At 38.0% G+C, this 18,374-nt stretch carries 22 protein-coding genes and 1 other RNA gene; 11 read left to right on the top strand and 12 right to left on the bottom strand.

Annotated elements, in window-relative coordinates:
- Both RFW85_RS10415 and RFW85_RS10410 read right to left on the bottom strand, forming a co-directional pair.
- Entirely contained in the window at nucleotides 1-708 is a 708-nt protein-coding gene (locus RFW85_RS10415; RefSeq protein WP_170248932.1) for a BON domain-containing protein, read from the bottom strand.
- 79 nt (nucleotides 709-787) lie between these two features.
- Nucleotides 788-1,189, bottom strand: coding sequence for a YraN family protein (locus tag RFW85_RS10410; protein WP_005070523.1), 402 nt, complete (start codon nucleotides 1,187-1,189; stop codon nucleotides 788-790).
- Nucleotides 1,190-1,398: 209 nt separating this feature from the next.
- On the opposite strand from RFW85_RS10410, the gene rsmI reads away from it, so the two are divergent.
- Entirely contained in the window at nucleotides 1,399-2,235 is an 837-nt protein-coding gene (gene rsmI / locus RFW85_RS10405) for a 16S rRNA (cytidine(1402)-2'-O)-methyltransferase (RefSeq protein WP_170248931.1), read from the top strand.
- Between the two features lie 99 nt (nucleotides 2,236-2,334).
- Entirely contained in the window at nucleotides 2,335-2,721 is a 387-nt protein-coding gene (locus RFW85_RS10400; RefSeq protein ID WP_170248930.1) for a hemin receptor, read from the top strand.
- A 2-nt stretch (nucleotides 2,722-2,723) separates the two neighbouring features.
- On the opposite strand, the gene RFW85_RS10395 is transcribed toward RFW85_RS10400, so the two are convergent.
- Nucleotides 2,724-3,614 carry a LysR family transcriptional regulator ArgP gene (locus RFW85_RS10395; RefSeq protein ID WP_170248929.1) on the bottom strand — a complete coding sequence of 297 codons (891 nt, stop codon included), beginning with the start codon at nucleotides 3,612-3,614 and terminating at the stop codon, nucleotides 2,724-2,726.
- 105 nt (nucleotides 3,615-3,719) lie between these two features.
- On the opposite strand from RFW85_RS10395, the gene RFW85_RS10390 reads away from it, so the two are divergent.
- A complete protein-coding gene (locus RFW85_RS10390) occupies nucleotides 3,720-4,322 on the top strand; it encodes a LysE/ArgO family amino acid transporter (RefSeq protein WP_005070532.1) in 603 nt (200 codons plus the stop codon).
- Between the two features lie 55 nt (nucleotides 4,323-4,377).
- On the opposite strand, the gene RFW85_RS10385 is transcribed toward RFW85_RS10390, so the two are convergent.
- Nucleotides 4,378-5,019, bottom strand: coding sequence for a cation transporter (locus tag RFW85_RS10385; RefSeq protein WP_170248927.1), 642 nt, complete (start codon nucleotides 5,017-5,019; stop codon nucleotides 4,378-4,380).
- A 65-nt stretch (nucleotides 5,020-5,084) separates the two neighbouring features.
- Here RFW85_RS10385 and RFW85_RS10380 point away from each other — a divergent pair, with 65 nt between their 5' ends.
- Entirely contained in the window at nucleotides 5,085-5,486 is a 402-nt protein-coding gene (locus tag RFW85_RS10380; protein ID WP_044100633.1) for a MerR family transcriptional regulator, read from the top strand.
- 38 nt (nucleotides 5,487-5,524) lie between these two features.
- Here the strand turns inward: RFW85_RS10380 and RFW85_RS10375 are convergent, their stop codons facing one another.
- From RFW85_RS10375 to RFW85_RS10355, 5 genes are all read right to left on the bottom strand, one after another.
- Entirely contained in the window at nucleotides 5,525-5,776 is a 252-nt protein-coding gene (locus RFW85_RS10375) for a hypothetical protein (RefSeq protein WP_002117665.1), read from the bottom strand.
- Nucleotides 5,777-5,983: 207 nt separating this feature from the next.
- The gene (locus RFW85_RS10370) at nucleotides 5,984-7,216 is read right to left on the bottom strand and encodes an FAD-dependent monooxygenase (RefSeq protein WP_170248926.1); all 1,233 of its coding nucleotides are present in this window, start codon (nucleotides 7,214-7,216) and stop codon (nucleotides 5,984-5,986) included.
- Nucleotides 7,213-8,421 (bottom strand): 2-octaprenyl-6-methoxyphenyl hydroxylase, encoded by a 1,209-nt coding sequence (gene ubiH, locus RFW85_RS10365; RefSeq protein WP_170248925.1) that lies wholly within the window; start codon nucleotides 8,419-8,421, stop codon nucleotides 7,213-7,215. The genes RFW85_RS10370 and ubiH overlap by 4 nt, the downstream gene beginning before the upstream one ends.
- 31 nt (nucleotides 8,422-8,452) lie before the next feature.
- Nucleotides 8,453-9,775: a Xaa-Pro aminopeptidase gene (pepP, locus tag RFW85_RS10360; RefSeq protein ID WP_170248924.1), complete on the bottom strand. Its 1,323-nt coding sequence runs from the start codon at nucleotides 9,773-9,775 to the stop codon at nucleotides 8,453-8,455.
- A gap of 67 nt (nucleotides 9,776-9,842) precedes the next feature.
- Complete coding sequence (locus RFW85_RS10355; protein WP_309171499.1) at nucleotides 9,843-10,472, bottom strand: UPF0149 family protein; 630 nt, start codon at nucleotides 10,470-10,472, stop codon at nucleotides 9,843-9,845.
- Nucleotides 10,473-10,536: 64 nt separating this feature from the next.
- Here RFW85_RS10355 and RFW85_RS10350 point away from each other — a divergent pair, with 64 nt between their 5' ends.
- From RFW85_RS10350 to ssrS, 3 genes are all read left to right on the top strand, one after another.
- The gene (locus RFW85_RS10350) at nucleotides 10,537-11,097 is read left to right on the top strand and encodes a hypothetical protein (protein ID WP_002117619.1); all 561 of its coding nucleotides are present in this window, start codon (nucleotides 10,537-10,539) and stop codon (nucleotides 11,095-11,097) included.
- Complete coding sequence (locus tag RFW85_RS10345; RefSeq protein WP_005070547.1) at nucleotides 11,094-11,378, top strand: cell division protein ZapA; 285 nt, start codon at nucleotides 11,094-11,096, stop codon at nucleotides 11,376-11,378. The genes RFW85_RS10350 and RFW85_RS10345 overlap by 4 nt, the downstream gene beginning before the upstream one ends.
- A 192-nt stretch (nucleotides 11,379-11,570) precedes the next feature.
- A non-coding RNA gene (gene ssrS / locus RFW85_RS10340) (6S RNA) lies at nucleotides 11,571-11,755 on the top strand.
- A gap of 131 nt (nucleotides 11,756-11,886) precedes the next feature.
- Here ssrS and RFW85_RS10335 read toward each other — a convergent pair.
- From RFW85_RS10335 to RFW85_RS10325, 3 genes are all read right to left on the bottom strand, one after another.
- Nucleotides 11,887-12,207 carry a hypothetical protein gene (locus RFW85_RS10335; protein ID WP_309171498.1) on the bottom strand — a complete coding sequence of 107 codons (321 nt, stop codon included), beginning with the start codon at nucleotides 12,205-12,207 and terminating at the stop codon, nucleotides 11,887-11,889.
- A 94-nt stretch (nucleotides 12,208-12,301) separates the two neighbouring features.
- Nucleotides 12,302-12,415, bottom strand: coding sequence for a hypothetical protein (locus RFW85_RS10330; protein WP_002117788.1), 114 nt, complete (start codon nucleotides 12,413-12,415; stop codon nucleotides 12,302-12,304).
- A 112-nt stretch (nucleotides 12,416-12,527) separates the two neighbouring features.
- Entirely contained in the window at nucleotides 12,528-12,872 is a 345-nt protein-coding gene (locus tag RFW85_RS10325) for a hypothetical protein (RefSeq protein ID WP_170248921.1), read from the bottom strand.
- A 240-nt stretch (nucleotides 12,873-13,112) separates the two neighbouring features.
- On the opposite strand from RFW85_RS10325, the gene RFW85_RS10320 reads away from it, so the two are divergent.
- The 4 genes from RFW85_RS10320 to RFW85_RS10305 all read left to right on the top strand — a co-directional run bounded on the left by RFW85_RS10320 (nucleotide 13,113) and on the right by RFW85_RS10305 (nucleotide 18,244).
- A complete protein-coding gene (locus RFW85_RS10320; protein WP_171545273.1) occupies nucleotides 13,113-13,697 on the top strand; it encodes a 5-formyltetrahydrofolate cyclo-ligase in 585 nt (194 codons plus the stop codon).
- Between the two features lie 444 nt (nucleotides 13,698-14,141).
- Nucleotides 14,142-16,571 (top strand): endopeptidase La, encoded by a 2,430-nt coding sequence (lon, locus tag RFW85_RS10315; protein WP_002117591.1) that lies wholly within the window; start codon nucleotides 14,142-14,144, stop codon nucleotides 16,569-16,571.
- 304 nt (nucleotides 16,572-16,875) lie between these two features.
- On the top strand, nucleotides 16,876-17,355 hold the full coding sequence (gene rlmH, locus RFW85_RS10310; protein WP_002054393.1) for a 23S rRNA (pseudouridine(1915)-N(3))-methyltransferase RlmH: 480 nt from the start codon (nucleotides 16,876-16,878) through the stop codon (nucleotides 17,353-17,355).
- Nucleotides 17,356-17,467: 112 nt separating this feature from the next.
- A complete protein-coding gene (locus RFW85_RS10305; protein ID WP_170248920.1) occupies nucleotides 17,468-18,244 on the top strand; it encodes a class III extradiol ring-cleavage dioxygenase in 777 nt (258 codons plus the stop codon).
- Nucleotides 18,245-18,374: the final 130 nt, after the last annotated feature.

Raw genomic sequence — 18,374 nt, 5'->3', positions numbered from 1 at the left:
TTACTGTGCATTCGAAGCTGGATCTGTTTGGTCAGGATCAATTGCAACAGGAGTTTGAACTGTTGGTTGAGCAATGACGTTATTAATAATCGGTGTAGTCGTTGTACTAGCAGTATTTGCTGCTGGCGCAGGTGCTAAATCAACGTTATCAATGAGCGTCACAATTTTGGTAACGTTACCTACTTTTTGTAGCACATCATTCAAATCATTAATTTCTGCAGTGTTCAATCGACCCATTACATAAAGTACGCCGTCTTCCGTATGTACCAGCACTTTACTATCAGACACTACAGGTGCTTTCATTAATAGAGCACGTGTATTTGCAGTTACACCAGCATCTTGCATGATCGTGTTATAGCTGACCTTATTACCCACGGTAATGTAGTTATGTACAGCTTTTACATCACTCATGGCTTTAACATTGTCTTCTGCTAGCTGTTTCAAGTAAGGGTCTGGCACCTGACCAGTTAACAATACTGTGCTATGGAAGCTTTCGATATTAATACGAGATTGTTTAAAACGCTGATCAAGCTTATAGAGGTTAATATTCGCTGTACGTTTAATTGAAGAATCAATGAATACCTGACCTAAGCTACGTACACCACTATCTGTTCCGACTGGAGCTGTACCTGTTCCACCAGAAATAAAACTTGCGCAACCTGACAAACTTGCGACACAAAGCGCTGTTACAGCAATACGTTTCAACACTCCACCAGACTCCTATCAATCTCTTCTTGGCTTGATCATAAAACATCGGTTTTAATTTGCTCAAAAGAGTAATGAACTCTTAATCCAAAGTAAATGCATTTTCGATCCATTGCAGATCATAATGGAAATTTGAAAAGTCTTGCTGTACTGTTTTTGCAATTTTCTGTGGAAAATCAAAACAAATCACATCAAAACGACAATAAAAATCCTGATAAGATGGGTAGCGCTGTAAAAAACGCATCGCGGTTTTAATAATTTTCTTCTGCTTTGTTCTCGTTACCATTTCGCAAGCTTGTCCATAATTTCCTATAGTACGCGCTTTTACCTCGACAAAAACCAGTTCTTGTCCTCTTTTAACAATCAAATCCACTTCACCACGGCGTGAATGATAATTACTGGTTACCCATACATAGTTTTGCTTTTGCAACAGGTTTAAAGCCGTTTGCTCTGCCCATTTACCCAACTGCTGCGCTAATAGCATTCTTATCTTCCCCAAATTAAAAGTAGCATCACATATTTTGATGCTTAAATTATTTCGTTAAAACCAACTCCACTTTCCGATTTAAATTGAACAAATGAAAATCAGATCATTTTGGAAAAGCAAAGGTTGGTAGACATTGTTCACGCCCAAATCATAATTTCGGGTAAACTACCCCATTAAAATTGTTTATCTGTACGGAGTAAAACCAAATGAGTGCTCAGTTATTCGTTGTAGCCACCCCAATCGGGCACTTAGATGATATGACTTTCCGTGCAATTGATATTTTAAAATCAGTTTCTATTGTAGCTGCCGAAGATACACGTCAATCAGCACAATTATTTAAGCACTATAATATATCGACTCAACTTACTGCATGCCATGACCACAATGAAAGCAATAAAATTGAGCAGTTGGTTCAAAAATTACTTGCAGGCGATGACATTGCTTTAATTAGTGATGCAGGTACACCGCTTATTAGTGACCCTGGTTTTAAGTTAGTTCGAGCTGCTCAAGAACATGGTATCAGGGTTGTTCCTGTGCCTGGCGCATGTGCTGCGATTGCCGCTCTAAGTGCAGTAGGCCTACCGAGCGATCGTTTTAGTTTTGAAGGATTTTTGCCATCAAAAGCCTCTCAACGTATTTCTCAATTAGAAAAACTCAAAAATGAAACTCAGACCTTAATTTTCTATGAAGCGCCCCACCGTATTTTAGAGTGTGTAAAAAATATGGCTGAGGTATTTGGTGAAGACCGACCTGTAGGTTTCGCACGTGAAATTACCAAAACCTTTGAAACCATCAAAAAAATGACTTTAAAAGATTTGGTCAGTTTTATTGAAAATGATCACAACCAAGAAAAAGGCGAAATTGTTCTTGTAGTTGGCGGTGCACCAGAAAAGACAGATCTGGAACAAGAAAAACTAGATGAGCTTTTAAAGCGTTTACTTCAAGATTTATCTGTTAAAGCGGCATCTCAACTGGCTGCCGATTTAACAGGTATTAAGAAAAAAGTTGCTTATCAACGTGCGCTTGAGTTAACCCAATCTTAATCTTTTGATTAAGCACAGTGATGAACAATAAATAGTCTTCATCATCACTGTGCATAAATTTTGCATAATAATATTAAAGATAAAAATAAGAGTATTTACATGACTGTACAGCTTGGAAAACTTGGGCCGCATGAAGAGTCTGAACTAGAATTATTACTTTCAGGCGAGAAACCTATCGCTTTATTTTATGATCTATTACCTACCGAGTTTTTAGAGCATCTCGAGCAAGGCACTTTATCTATGCTGAGTAAAGATATTGAAACCTCTTTACCTTTACCATTTTCAATTATGCTGATCCATAAAAATGCACCTTTAGCAGATTTAAATGAACTTGTGTTATGTATTGAAAAATCACTAAAGGAGACTCAACTCGAAGATCGCTTAGAGCTTGACCGTAGAATTGGACAACTTTTAGGTTACTCAGCACAAGATATAGAGTTTTATATTCAGCATGTTTCAAATTTTTATGCCCGCTCACGGACTTAAATTTATCTCAAGATATGTTTTGCTGACTGAACAATCGTCTCGGTTAATACATCAAGTTGCTGCGACTGCCTTTTCCAGTGGTGCCAATATAAAGGAACATCAAGTTGGGCGTCAGGCATAATATCAACAAGTGTTCCATTTTCGAGTAGTGACTGAACCTGCAACTCGGGCACCATGCCATAGCCTAAACCTAATTGAATTGCTTTGACGAAAGCATCAGTTGCTGGAATAAAACTATAAGGATAACTTTGCATCGGTAAACCGTATCCTTTTAATAAAACCTCTGAATGCATTAAATCTTTATGATTAAAAATAACTGCTGGTGTTTTTCTTAATGTGTCTCTATTCACTCCAGCACTAAACCATTTATTTACAAAATCAGCAGAAGCCAACATTTTATAACGCATTTTTCCTAGTGGTTGAGCTAAACAACCTGACATGACCTGCTCTTCTGCCGAAATACAGGCATTGACTTGTCCTGTCTCCAGTAGAGTGTGCGTGTGAGATTGATCATCAATTTTTAGTTCTAACACGATTTTTTCTTTAAAAAGCGTTTGCTGAATATTTGGTAAAAGCCAAGTTGCTAATGAATCTGCATTTGAAGCTAGAGCAATTTTATAAAATTCAGATTCAGATGATTTCCCCATCAAACCTTGTAATAAATTTTGCTCCATTAATCTCGTATGACGTAAATGCTGCAATAAAGTTTGCCCTGTTTGAGTGAGCACACAAGGGCGGCCACGTATAATTAGTATTTGTCCTAAATACTTTTCTAAAGCTTGTACGCGTAAGGACACTGCTGAGGGCGTAATATATAAATACTCTCCTGCTGCATCAAAACTTCCCAATTCTGCAACTGCAAGAAAGGCTTCACATTGTTTGCTATCTAACATATCAAACCTAAATTATTTTTAGCCAAACCTAAATATTCTTAATTTTACTTATTTTTCAATAAAAAGTCAGATAATTCCCACATCTGATTTTTCCATCTTATTGTTATGTTCTCTCTTAGTATATTTTTTAAAGGTTTCGGTATTGGCAGTGGGCTTATCGTAGCAATTGGAGCTCAAAATGCTTTTGTCCTAAAACAAGGACTTAAACAGCAATATGTATTTTGGTTGTGTTTAATCTGCGCCCTGTCCGACTCAATTTTAATTGCCTGTGGTGTATTAGGCTTTGCCGAAATCATGACGGCATCACCTATCTTAATTACCGTAGCTAAATATTTAGGGGCAACGTTTTTATTAGTTTATGGTGCCAAAGCATTTTATGCTGCATTTAAGACTACCCAAAGTATGGACCTTGATAGCAGTCAAAAACAAACATTAACTCAAGCATTAGTGACCTGTCTTGCCTTTACTTGGCTTAATCCTCATGTCTATTTAGACACTATTGTTCTGATTGGTTCAGTTGCAACTCAGCTTGAAGACAAAGTGAGTTTTGCTTTGGGGAGCATTCTTGCCTCTTGGGTTTTCTTTTTTAGTCTGGGCTATGGTGCAAGATTATTAAAGCCACTATTTACCAATCCCAAAGCTTGGAAAATTTTAGATTTCCTTATTGGTTGCGTTATGTGGAGTATCGCTATAACCCTCTTGTTTTAACGGCTTAAAATAAAAAAGGATCATATAAAAGATCCTTTTTTATTATGCTTTAATATTATGCTTCACTCGCAACTATAACTCTTGCCTGTTTTCTTTCTTGTTGTGACTGTTTTATAACAGCGTAGCCAGAGGATACTCCTAAGTAAGCAATGACAAAGGCAACCAATAAATCAGGAAATACACTGCCTGTTCCAAATACCCCAACCGCCGCTAAAATTACAGCAATATTAGCAATTGAGTCATTTCTACTGCACAACCAAACAGAACGCATATTTGCATCCCCATCACGAAATGCATAAAGCATAAGCGCGACAGAAACGTTAGCAATTAGAGCCATTACACCAATTGCCCCCATCACCATTGGTTCGGGTGAAACACCATAAAAATATGACCAGACCACTTTCGCAATGACAAAAATGCCGAAAGCCGCCATCGTTATGCCTTTAAGTAATGCCGCAGTTGCACGCCAATATAAACTCATCGAAAGAACGACTAAAGATAGTGCATAGTTTGCTGCATCTCCGGCGAAGTCCAATGCATCTGCCCAAAGTGAAACAGATTGGGCCTTATAACCTCCCAATATTTCCACCACAAACATTAAGGCATTGATCACAAGTGCAATCCATAACGCTTTTCTAAAACGTGGACTCACTTTCTTTGAAGGAGAACATGTTGAAGCACAACCACATCCAGCCATTTTATTTCCTCAAAAACTCTTTTATAGTGATTAAAAACCCTTGAGTAGCTCCAGAGTCAAGTCTTATGAGTCTTTCTATTGGTCAATTATCAAAAAAAGCGGATATTCCAATTGATACTATCCGTTATTACGAAAAAGTAGGTGTACTTGATCGCATCCAACGTTCAGAAAATAATTATCGTGTTTATACCGAACAAACACTTGCAGACCTTTTATTTATTAAGCATTGCCGTGAATTAGATATTTCACTAAGTGATATTAAAACATTAAAAGAAATGAAAACTCAGCCTAAACAGGCCTGTACAGAAATTGATAATTTAGTCGATAAATACTTAAAAGAAGTATCAGAAAAAATCGAACGATTATTACTTTTAAAAGAATCTTTGATTGATTTAAAACAGCACTGCTCTACCAACCGAACAGTAGATGAGTGCGGGATCTTGAGAGAGCTTCAAAACTCTCTTTAAAAATAAAAAAAGCATCACTCATGTGATGCTTTTTAGGATTAATGGTCGCTATGTTCATCTGGAGGAACTTCGGTAATTCTCCCCCCTCGAGCTAAAAATGCGGCAACTTCATCTTCTAGCGCTTGGCGCTGTTTTTGCTTAGCAGTCACAGTCAGTGTTTCTGCCTCAGCAATATCGGTATCATTAATACTGCTTGCTTCTTCATCAGCTGCACCGCTTTCAGCTGCCTTCGCTTCATCTTCATCTACAGCAGAATCTTCTGCATCTTCATAATCATTGATATCTGACATTTTTCACTCCCCAGAATGATTTCTATTGCATCATCGCTATGGTCCTAAGACCTCAGAAATTTAGCAATCTCTTTGCATTTAGCAAAGAGCCAAATTGGTCAAATGTGTATCTTTTTCAACCCAATTGGTAATGATATATAAATGATTGTTTAAAAAATATCTACTGATATTTATTTAGACCAGTAGAGCATAAACTTCGTAATTATTTTAACGACTATACTGGGTGTTTTGTAAAGCCCCTAAACCGTTTGCTTGTTGCATAAAACGCTCTTTTAAGAAGGAAATTTGTTCAACTTGCTTGAGTCCCACATTCCGAGCCCAGATAAATGGAAATAGCTCACTTCTTTCCAACCAGCCAATTGCTGACATGCTATGCATCATTGCGTCATTTTCGCCTTTACGACGATGCTCATAACGTAATAGTGTCTGTTCATTTGCCCATGCACCACGCCCTAAGTCATGTAGTAATGCATCACAGAGTACGGCTGCATCTAAACAACCAATATTTACGCCTTGTCCAGCAAGTGGATGAATCACATGTGCTGCATCCCCAATTAAAGCTAAACCAGCTTTCACATACTGTTTTGCAGCGCGCGCTTTGAGCGGGAATTGGGCTCTTGAACGTACATCTAATACTTCACCCAACATATGTTGGCTTTCTCGGGTTAAAAGCTGCATAAACTCATGATCGGTTAAAGCAGAATATTCATCGGCATAATCATCAGGTAGTGTCCAGACAATTGACTGCCAGTAGCCATTTTCACTTTCTTCAAGACTAGCCATCGGTAAATAGGCTAAAGGCCCTGTAGGTAAGAAAATTTGACGAGCAACATGATTGTGGGGTTTAGATGTTTTAATGGCACAACTAATCGCTGCTTGCTTGTAATCTAAGACATCTAGGTCAATAAAGGCTTGTTCACGTACAAATGAATTGGCACCATCTGCACCAATCAGCAGTTTTGTTTTAAGTGTCGTGCCATCTGCTAATTCAATATGCCAACATCCAACACCCTGCTCAATGCGAGTCACGCGAACTTGAGTGCGATAGTCTGTTAACTGTTCAAGCATTTTTTGCTGAATGGCAACATTCAATACACTTGGCTCAACCATAGAACCTAAAGACTGTTCTGGCATTGGTCTTTGTACAGACTCATGGCCAAAATTAATTTCACCGTAGCCATTCAAATTCCATACCTGCATGCCTGTATATGGCATTTGACGTGCTAGATCATCCCAAACATTGACAGTTTTAAGTAAATGAATGGTCGCTTGGCTCAGTGCTAAAACACGTGGGTTCATCACACTTAGTGTTTTTTCAACATCCAGTATAGGAGCAGCATCAAGCACAGTAGGCTGTACACCACCTTGCGCAAGTAATAAAGCTGTTAAACCACCAACCAGTCCACCACCAACAATGACAACATCTAACACTTCACTCATGCTTTTAGCCCCATTGCATAGTTCGCTACCAGTGGTTTAACACCTGGAATGACATCAAATGCAATTAATCCCGTATTACGAATTAATTTTAATAATGGATTTTGGTTACTAAAACCACGAACCACGGTGTCACAGAACTTAATCACTCGTTGTTGATCTGACAAACGAGCTTGTTCATAGGCCAGTAAATTATCTGGGTTACCGATATCGTCAGAAGCGGTTAGCTGGTTCACTAAATACCGTACTAAAACATCCGCATCACGTAGGCATAGGTTAAAACCTTGTCCTGCAACAGGATGGATTGTATGTGCGGCATTACCCATCAAAATAACACGACCTACAGCTTGTTTATGTGCGAGCACTTGTGAAAGCGGATAACTAAAGCGTTTGCCGGTTTTTTCAAATTTACCAGCTCGGTCACCGTAAGTTTGTTGTAAAGCATCTAAAAAGTGTTGGTCGTTTTCTTCACCTAACCACTCACTTTCAGTGCCTTTTTTAACAGGCCATACAACCGAACGGCGATATTCACCCGGTAAAGGCAACAACGCTAAAGGACCTAATGCACTAAAACGCTCAAAACCTACTTGCTCATGGGATTTTGAAGTCTGAACGGTAGTGACAATTGCAACCTGATCATAATCATGAACATTAACACCGACGCCAATTGCCTGACGACAGAAAGAGTCACGTCCATCTGCGGCGATTAATAGTTTTGATTCAAGTTTTAAAACCTCATCACCACGCTTAGCCTCAATATGTACTTGCTCAGCATCTTGAGTTAAAGCAGTCACTTGAACGCCATCAATCAGCTCAATCAAAGGCTGCTGACGTACTTGAGTCAATAAAACCCGACCCAGCCAAGCATTTTCAATCACCTGCCCAAAGCTTTCGACTTTTTCTTGTTCTGCAATTAATCGTGCCTTACCAAAACTGCCTTGTTCAGTAATGTGAACTTGTAAAATTGGAGTCGCGTGCTGCTGTAATGCATCCCATAATCCCAGCTTCTGATAAATCTGGACGCTACGACGCGATAAAGCCGTATTACGCGCATCAAAACTGGAATGATAAGGGGCAACATTTTGATCATCATAGTTTGGGTATTTCACAGCTTCTAACAGCTTTACTGCAATATTAGCCTTCGCCAGCATGAGTGAAAGGCTAAGTCCAACCATTCCCCCACCTACAATAATCACTTGTTGTTGCATCGAGTTGTGCTCCTTTGGCGAATACGTTTAATTATGATTTAGCTTGCGCCATTAAATGTTCAATATCTGCAATATTTTTAACTACATCAGCAGTTAAAACTCGTGGACCTTTCGAGGTTGCGACCACATCATCTTCAATACGAATACCAATACCACGCCATTTTTTATCTACAGTTTCATCGTCTGGTGCAATGTATAGGCCGGGTTCAACGGTAACGACCATACCTTCTTCATATTGACGCCAGTCTTCACCTTTTTTGTAAGACCCGACATCATGTACATCCATTCCTAACCAATGGCCTGTACCATGCATATAAAATTGACGGTATGCTTCGGTCTCGATAAGTTCGTTAACATCACCTTTGAGTAAGCCTAAAGCAACCAAGCCTTCAGTTAAAATTTTAACGGCTACTTCATGAGGCTCACGGTACGAATTGCCAATGCGTACTGCATCAATCGCTGCATATTGAGAAGCCAATACAACTTCATATAATGCTTTTTGTTCAGCACTAAACTTACCATTGACCGGAAAAGTACGGGTAATATCTGAGGCATAGAACTCATATTCACATGCAGCATCAATTAAGACTAAATCACCGTCTTTAAGAGGTTGGTTATTTTCAACATAGTGCAAAATGCAGGCATTAGCCCCACCACCAACAATACTGTTATAAGACGGGACACAGCCGTTTTGCCCAAATATATAATTGAGCTCGGCTTCAAGCGCATATTCCATCATACCTGGACGCACCATTTGCATCGCGCGGGTATGTGCCTGAGCACTAATTTTTGAAGCAGTTTGCATCAGCTCAAGTTCTTGTGGTGACTTGATTAAACGCATTTCATCGACAATACGGTCGAGCTGTACCAGTTGAGCTGGAGCACCTTGATGTCGATGCTCCGCATCTGCTTTTTTAATCCACTGGCTCACTCGTGCATCAAACGCAGCATTTTGCCCAATCCGATAATAAAGGCGTTCTTTATTTAATAACTTTTCAATAATTTCTTCATCAAGCAGATCAATTGCATAGGCTTCATCTGCATCATAGTCTTCGATTGCACCGTCAATTCCGGCACGGTAACCGTTCCAGATTTCCATCTCGCGGTTACGTTCACGGCAAAAAAGACTATAGCTATAGTCAGTTACATCCTCAAAAGTTTCAATAACTGCAACTGCCTCAGGCTCAGCAAAGCCCGTCAAATAGAAAAAACTACTATCGGCACGAAATTTATAATCCGCATCACGATTACGGTACATCTCCTCACGCGTTGCAATAATTGCAATACTGTTAGGACCCATTTTTTCTGCTAAACGGTCTCTACGATGTTGAAAATCAGCTTGAGGCAATTTCATAATGATCTACTTGATTTAGAATTTTAAAGTCAAAAAATAAAATACAACCAATAACACATCGCCTCAATTAGCTTGGACGATGTGGTGTGAACATTTCTACAATATTCTGATCTGTACCTAGAGCAGCAGTTTTACTTTTTGCATGAAAGTTTTTCAATAAAGAACTTTCAGCTACAGTGATTTTTTTTCTACCAATCGACAAGCTTACAGGGATCAAGCGTACAAATTCATACAATTCTTCGTAACTGCTTTCACCTTCCTCATCATTGTCAGAATCTTCAAATTCAACTGCTGCAACATCTTGAAAGTGTTCAATCAATTCACGCTCATCACTACGAACATGACCCGATGCCAAACCAAAACCTAACACAACACCCGCACACCAATCAGATAATGCTTGCACACGCTCTTGAAGTAGATGTTCATCATCTGGAAGCATTGGTAGATAATCTAATTCATCTTCAGATAAAGCATGAACCACATCTTCTGCTTCTTCAGTCAAAAGCGCTAAAGCATCTTCACTTAACTCTGGCACATTAAGAGTTGTTAAAATTTGTGACCATTCTGCACGCGTAGGCGCTTCTGTCACACAAACAATACCTGTTAATAGACCATGTAACTCACTAGGGCTTGAAATTTCTTCAATTCCTTCAAAATGAGCGTTCCAATCTGTCCAGCCTGAAATATCGTCTTGCATTCGTTTATCCAATCTCTATACTTTGTATATATTACCTTTGATTGCAATTCTGTGCGACCTCGTTATGTTAGAACAATTACAGCGGCTACAAGCGCATATTAGCGTTTTAAAAACACGCTTACATCATTTAGAGAGTGAACATGCGGCACTCTCAGAAGCTAAAGAACTGGCTGAAACAGAGCATCACGCACAAGTTGTGCAAAAAAATAGTATTATCACTAAAAAACAAGAGGAAATTGAGTCGGTAACTGAGCAACTTTCTCAGTTAAAAGGCCAATTTCAACAATTGAATCAAGATGCTAACACACTTGCCGAACGTTATAGTCGATTAGAAAAAAGTACAACTGATTTAAAAAATCGTTTTCAAGAAATTCTTGCAGAACGAAATGAATTACGTGTTGCAAAAGAAAAGTTACAAGCCCACCAGCGTCAAACCCAACAAGAGCTGCATGATTTACAACAAGATCGTGACCGTTTGTTACAAAAAAATGAGCTTGCCAAATCAAAAGTTGAAGCCATTATTCAGCGTTTAGGAATTTTAGGCACTGCTCAAGATCAACACGCTCAAGAAATCCAGCAACTTGCGCATCCTAATGCTGAAACTGGTGAGGAGATCCAATCATGAGTGAACAAGTCATGGTAGAGCTTAGGCTGATTGAGCAGACTTTTAGACTCGCAACTACCTCAGATAAAAAAGATGAACTTGAACGCGCAGCACAACTTCTCAATGAGAAATTTAATGACATGCGCCGTAGTGCCCCACGCGTTGAGCACAACAAATTAGTCATTATGGTCGCTCTACAATTAACTCAAGAAGTGCTAAGCCTTAATAAATCTTTGCAGGAATACACTCACTGTGAACGCTTATTGCAAACAATCTTAGAAGATGTGGAACAAGTTATTTAACAAGCTTTGATTACTACAAAATGCCTTGCTCTATAAATCATAGATGCAAGGCTTTTTTATTTTTGACTATTCATTACGGTTGAATATCGTTTTATCCACTTTCAATGAACAAAGCTTCATCAAACGCAAACTAAGTTTACAGTTCCATAGACTCAAGTGATTGCCAACATAGTCAGATCGGTTATACTTAAGCTATCTCTGGGATGTTCGCCAGCGGGTCTATTCCCCTGCCGATACTTAAACTTATGGATTGCGTTCTGTATATTTAGAGTGTATGCCTACCTTCGAGTAGGAAACCCAGCAAGTATACGTCGCGTCCACCTTGAACTCGTCGGGTTCAGGGTAACGACACATGCAGCGGCATCTTCGGAGCATTTATTTTTAGTTAAATAATAAAATTCAGAACACTCATCCTTTCATACAGACCTGTCAGTACGATACTTCTCTCAAGCATTCAATAATTCATAACATTATTATTTTAAAGATCAATGAATCTCTGCACTCAAAGTTAATTTTCTTTTCTACTCAGGCATTCTTGATACCAAGCTGTTTGAAAATCTTCTATCGCTTTTCTTTTAAAGAAGGTGGTCTTGAATACTTTGGTTGAGTAAGCAGAAGTAATTAGATCTTGATAAAGTTGTTTTGCCTTTGGATCTTCAAGACTATTCGCTATATGCTGCAAGTCTTTAGATGGGACTTTTTGTTGACGCGCTTCCATGACAGTATAAGAAACTTTCTTCACCACATTACAAATTTCGGGGTCACTTACACTTTCATCGGCATAACAACCAAAAGCTAAAAAACCAAGAAAAAATAATTTGAACTTCATATACCTACCTTATTTTTATAGCTTTAAATTAATTACAGAATTTTATTATTAATAAAAAAAATAGGAAATTGATCCCTATTTCTTTTAAAGGTTTTTATGCTGGATTAATCACATAAAAATAAATAATTAGACCTACTAAAACTGTTGAAGCGATCGTTAAGTATGTACCAACTGTATTAAAACTCTGTAAGAACTTTAAGATTTCCATATCTCAATCCCCTGAACTTTCACTTATAAAGACAAAAGAAAATTTATCACAACCCAATAATGCCAATCAATTCACATTTATCAGATTTTTTGAGATTAAATTCAATAAAAAATTATTGAGTGCATCTAATCGCAAAAGCATCCTTATAATAGTCAGTCGCACTTTTCAAATCCGCTAATAATTTCTCTTCGGTATAAGGTTTAGGCGAAATTTTTATTAAGGCAGGCATATATTGGGTCTTATAAACTTCTGGATAGTCATAACATAAGATTTTGACTCTAACTTCTTGAGGCGTATTCGGGTTATCTAGTTGATCTAAAAACTCTCCAATTTTACGGTCTGAATCTTCAAATTGAGCTTTATAATCAACTTCTGCCGCTTCAGGTTCGGCTTGTTTCGTACATCCACCAAGTAGCAGACCAGCGCTTATTGTAATGGTTAAAATTTTCAACTTCATAGGTTTAACAATTCTGCATTAATCTTTTAAATATACTTAATCTTATTAAATGTAAATAAATACTGGTAATACGTAAAGAAATAGAATTTTTAATAGTTAAACACAATAGATCAGATCAATTTATGACTATTGGTTCAACGAATTTAAGTTATTTTCGAATTACCCTTCTATTTCCATAAAGCAGTGGAAAAATAGGTATAATTTTGCACGACTGATCTTTAATCTTAGTTAGATTTATACATGAATGAACTCAGCTTTATTAGAAAAAATTTAAGATCTAAAAGACGTTCTTTAAGCTCATTTGAGCAAAAACAGGCTCAGCTTAATGTTCTCCATCATTTAAACCGTCTTGCTATTTTTCATTCATCAAAAAAAATTGGTTTATATTTACATGCCTTCGGAGAAGTTCATACAGATCTGATCATAAAGTTATGTTTTCAAAAAAATAAACAAGTTTATTTACCTATGATTTGTTCTATGAACCAACGTTTAGTCTGGGTAAGAATATCTAAAAACCAATATGTAAATCGACGTTTTTCTCATCATCCATTGGGTATGAAAGAACCCATGGCAACAAGAGGAAAACATGTATCTAAACTTGATTTATTGCTCATGCCACTTTTAGCTTGTGACCAATACGGTACGCGTATTGGTATGGGAGGCGGCTATTATGACCGTACATTGGCTAGTGCAAAACATAAGCCTTATCGTTTGGGAATGGCTCATCAATTTCAATTTATTGAACATACTTTAAAACGTCAAAGTTGGGATCAACCCTTAGATGCTTTACTCACCCCTCAACATATTTATTATTTTAAAAGATAATATTTATAGAAAATTAAAATTAGTCTTAAGTTTTTAATGCCCCTAAAATCATAAAAGTAACCACCCTAAGGGTGGTTACTTCTACGTGACAGACCGATTTACCAACTTATATTAACATGGCTATTTAACGTTCAATATTAAATAAGTTTTGCATTATTGTTAATTATACAATGCCGATAAATGACACAAGAAAATGGTTATTTTCCATCCAAACGTCTTTTTTACCACATGAATATTTCATAATTATTAAGCTAAATTACCTATCCTTTCTACAAAATTGTATTCTTCTTAAGAATTAATCCGTTGATTCATAATATTTTAATAAAAAAGTTGACTAAATTAGTCATTTTTTCCACATTTTCTATAGAGAGGCCCTTGTAATTTTTGAAATACACATCACTATAAAAAACATGGCAACCTCGTTGTCACTCATTAGGAGTGCCCATGTCTGAACTTATTATGAATGAAAAAACTGACTTAGAGCCTCAGGTTCCAAGTGTATTACCACTTTTAGCGTTACGTGATGTAGTGGTCTACCCACACATGCAAATTGCGTTATTCGTGGGTCGTGAAAAATCGATCAATGCAGTTGATGTGGCTCGTAACAGTGACAATTTAGTATTTGTAGTTGCGCAAAAAGATTCGCTTACAGAAGAAATTGATCACGATAACCTTTATCAGTACGGAACTGTCGCTAAGATTGTTCAAGTCGTAAATCATGAGAATGATGAAAACTGCATTAAAGTACTTATTGAAGGTTTACATCGCTCTAAACTTGAAAAGATTATCGATGAAGATAGCCATTTGACTGCTGAACACAGCTTAAGTCCAATGACAATTAACGTAGATAAAGCTACTCAAGAAACTCGTTTGCAAGAGTTGCGTACTTTATTTGCTCAATATGCTGAAGCAAAATTACGTAATGCACGCGAACTCGTTGCTGCGGCTAATAAAATTGAAGACTTGCTACAACTCATGTTCTTCGTAGCAACACGTGTGCCTCTAAATATTGAAATTAAACAGAAGTTTTTAGAGCACGATGAGTTTGAAGCACATTTGCAAGAGCTTATGAGCTACTTGGTAAATCAATCTGCTGAACAGCAAATTGAACAAACTTTGCATGACAGCGTAAAACGCCAAATGGAAAAAAATCAACGTGAATACTTTCTAAATGAAAAAATGAAAGTCATTCAACGTGAACTTTCTGACATGAATGGCGGTGCTGAAGATGACGTTGCTGAAATAGAGAAACGTCTTGCTGAAGCTGATTTACCTGAACACGTACGTAAAAAAGCTGAAGCTGAGTTCCGTAAGCTTAAAGCAATGCAACCAGCGTCTAGTGAAGCAGCTGTTGTACGTAACTATCTAGAAGTAATTTTAGATACACCGTGGAATAAAGCGAGCAAAGTGAGTATCAACCTTGCGAAAGCACAGGAAATTCTCGATACAGATCACTACGGCTTAGATGACGTAAAAGACCGTATTGTTGAATACTTAGCTGTTCAGTCGCGTGTTAAAAAGCTCAAAGGTCCGATTCTATGTTTAGTAGGCCCTCCTGGTGTAGGTAAAACCTCACTTGGTGAGTCTGTCGCGAAAGCAACTGGTCGTGAATTTGTTCGTATGGCACTTGGTGGTGTACGTGACGAAGCAGAAATTCGTGGTCACCGTCGTACTTATATTGGTGCGATGCCAGGTAAAATTGTGCAATCTTTAACAAAAGTTGGCGTGAAGAACCCATTGTTCTTACTCGACGAAATTGACAAGATGGCGCAAGACTACCGTGGCGATCCTGCTTCTGCATTGCTTGAAGTATTAGATCCATCACAAAACAGTAAGTTCAACGATCACTATTTAGATCTTGATCTTGACCTATCTGAAGTGATGTTCATCTGTACTGCAAACAGTATGAATATTCCAGAAGCCTTGCTTGACCGTATGGAAGTTATTCGTCTACCGGGTTATACCGAAGATGAGAAAGTTAACATTGCTGAACGTTACCTTGTTCCAAAAGCAATTAAGAACAATGGTCTACGTCCAAAAGAGTTAACAATTCATGAAGAAGCGATTCGTGACATTGTTCAGCGTTATACACGTGAAGCTGGTGTACGTAGTTTAGAACGTGAAGTATCTAAAATTGCGCGTAAAGTGGTAAAAGAAGCAGTAAGTAAAAAGTCTAAAAACTTACAACTTGATGTGACTTCTGCCAATCTTCCAGAATACTTAGGTCCACACAAGTTTGACTTCGGTATCGCAGAAGATGAAGCACAAGTAGGACGCGTAAATGGTCTAGCTTGGACATCTGTAGGTGGTGAATTACTTACAATTGAAGTTGCAGCTGTCAAAGGTAAAGGTAAATTCATTACGACTGGTTCGCTCGGTGACGTAATGAAAGAATCTATTACTACAGCAATGACTTTAGTGCGTACACGTGCCGATGAGTTAGGTATTGAAGCTTCTCGTTTTGAAGAAACTGATGTACACGTTCACTTACCTGAAGGTGCAACACCAAAAGATGGTCCATCTGCTGGTTTAGCATTAACAACTGCGCTTGTATCAGCATTTACAGGTATTGCAATTCGTCCTGATATTGCAATGACTGGTGAAACAAGCTTAGGTGGTCGTGCAATGCGTATTGGTGGCTTAAAAGAAAAACTTCTTGCAGCACACCGTGGTGGAATCAAGCTTGTCTTTATTCCTCAAGACAACGTTCGAGACTTAGCAGAAATTCCTGCGAATGTTAAAGAAGGTTTGGAAATCAAAGCTGTGAAAAGTATTGATGACATCTTGCCTTTAGCATTAGTTTCGATGCCAAAACCTTTACCTAAAACACCGATTGTAAAACCGGTGGAAGGCTCAAAAGCAGCACGTCACTAATTAAAAATATGGAAAAAGAGAGCTTGGGCTCTCTTTTTTTTGTTACATAATTTGATTGAAAAATATCCAACCATCCTCATAATAGGTAATAAGAGTATTTAAATAAATGAGTACTCTTAACTGTCTAATTCTTAGATAGCCTTGTTTATATTCTCTATGATCATCTGAACTCCAGACAGATGATCATTTGATCGCAGTCCAACACCGTTTTTTGGACTGCGTTTTTTATGCCTGTCTTTTAGATCGTCAGATGCTTTCATTACTCAGGTATAATGCGCCAGCTGTTTTTGAATGAATAGATAACATGAAAATTCGTATTCTGACCATTGGTCAAAAAATGCCTGCTTGGGTTCTTACTGGTTTTGAAGATTATTTCAAACGCATCCAACCTTTTGTTCAAACCCAAGTTATTGAACTACCTATGGCCAAACGTGGTAAGAATGATTCAGAAGCAGATATTTTAAAATATTGCCAAATTGAAGGCGAAAGCATTTTAAATGCTTTAAAACCGAATGAAACCTTAATTGCTCTAGAAGTTGGTGGTCGGGAACTGAGTACAGAGAAATTAGCTGACACAATGAAACAATGGATGCTTGAGGGCAATGATGTAGCACTTGCTATCGGCGGTCCAGATGGTTTGTCAGATCAAGTACGAAAAGCTGCCGCTTGGCATTGGTCACTTTCAAAACTTACGATGCCTCATCCTTTAGTACGTGTTTTATTAATCGAGCAACTATATCGAGCCATGAGTATTAATCACAATCATCCCTACCACCGTGCATAAAAGGAACAAACGTTTCATTTTAAGAACAATCCGTTGAAATCTGGATACTTTTATCATGTCCTGATTTTGGCATAATACCTATTATTCTGCTTTTCAACTCAGGTGTAATGAAATGGAACTACAAACCCTTCCCGGACTGTTTATTTCACATGGTTCACCCATGCTTGCACTTGATCCAGAACAAGTGGGACCTGCTCTACACCGTCTAGGCACAAATCTTCCTATACCAAAGGCAATTATTGTGATGTCTGCGCACTGGGAAAGTAAAGCACTTGAAGTGAGCATTTCTACTCGTCCTGAAACGTGGCATGACTTCCGTGGATTTCCTAAAGAGTTATATGAAATTCGCTACAGTGCGCCTGGCGATCCAGCATTAGCAGAAGAAATCTTAAAATTATTGGCCGATGCTCACTTTGTTGCACATGCCAACAGTACACGTCCTCGTGATCATGGCGTGTGGATGCCTTTATTGCATATGTATCCAGAGGCAGACATTCCTGTAGTTGAAATTTCTTTGCCATCAAATTTAAGCGCACAAGAAATTTATCGTATAGGACAAACGCTCGCCCCTTTACGTGACGAACAAATTTTACTCATTGGTTCGGGAAGTATTACTCATAATCTTGCAGAGTTATCTTGGCAAGGCGACAACTCTAAAGTTCCTGAATGGGCTTCAACATTTAGAAATACTGTCGTTAATAAGCTTTCCCATCAAGATTATGATGGAGTTTTAGACTGGCAAACACTACCTTACGTAAAACGCAACCACCCTACGCTTGAACATTTTGCACCTTTGTTTTTTGCTATGGGTACAGGCAATCGCTTTACGATTGTTCATAGTAGCTTCACAATGGGCTCATTAGGAATGGACATCTATCGTTTTGATTAATTATTAAGAAATACCCCGTTTTGCGGGGTATACCATTATTTTTGTTGAAAATTAGAATAATTTACAAACTTATACATTTTAAAAACCGAAACAATCAAATGTTTACATTTTCTTTTTTTTTGAATGTTTT

The organism is Acinetobacter sp. 12966 (assembly GCF_031196995.1).
In the GTDB taxonomy this organism is placed as follows: Bacteria; Pseudomonadota; Gammaproteobacteria; order Pseudomonadales; family Moraxellaceae; genus Acinetobacter; species Acinetobacter geminorum.
This window is presented reverse-complemented; position numbering and strand designations above follow the sequence as displayed.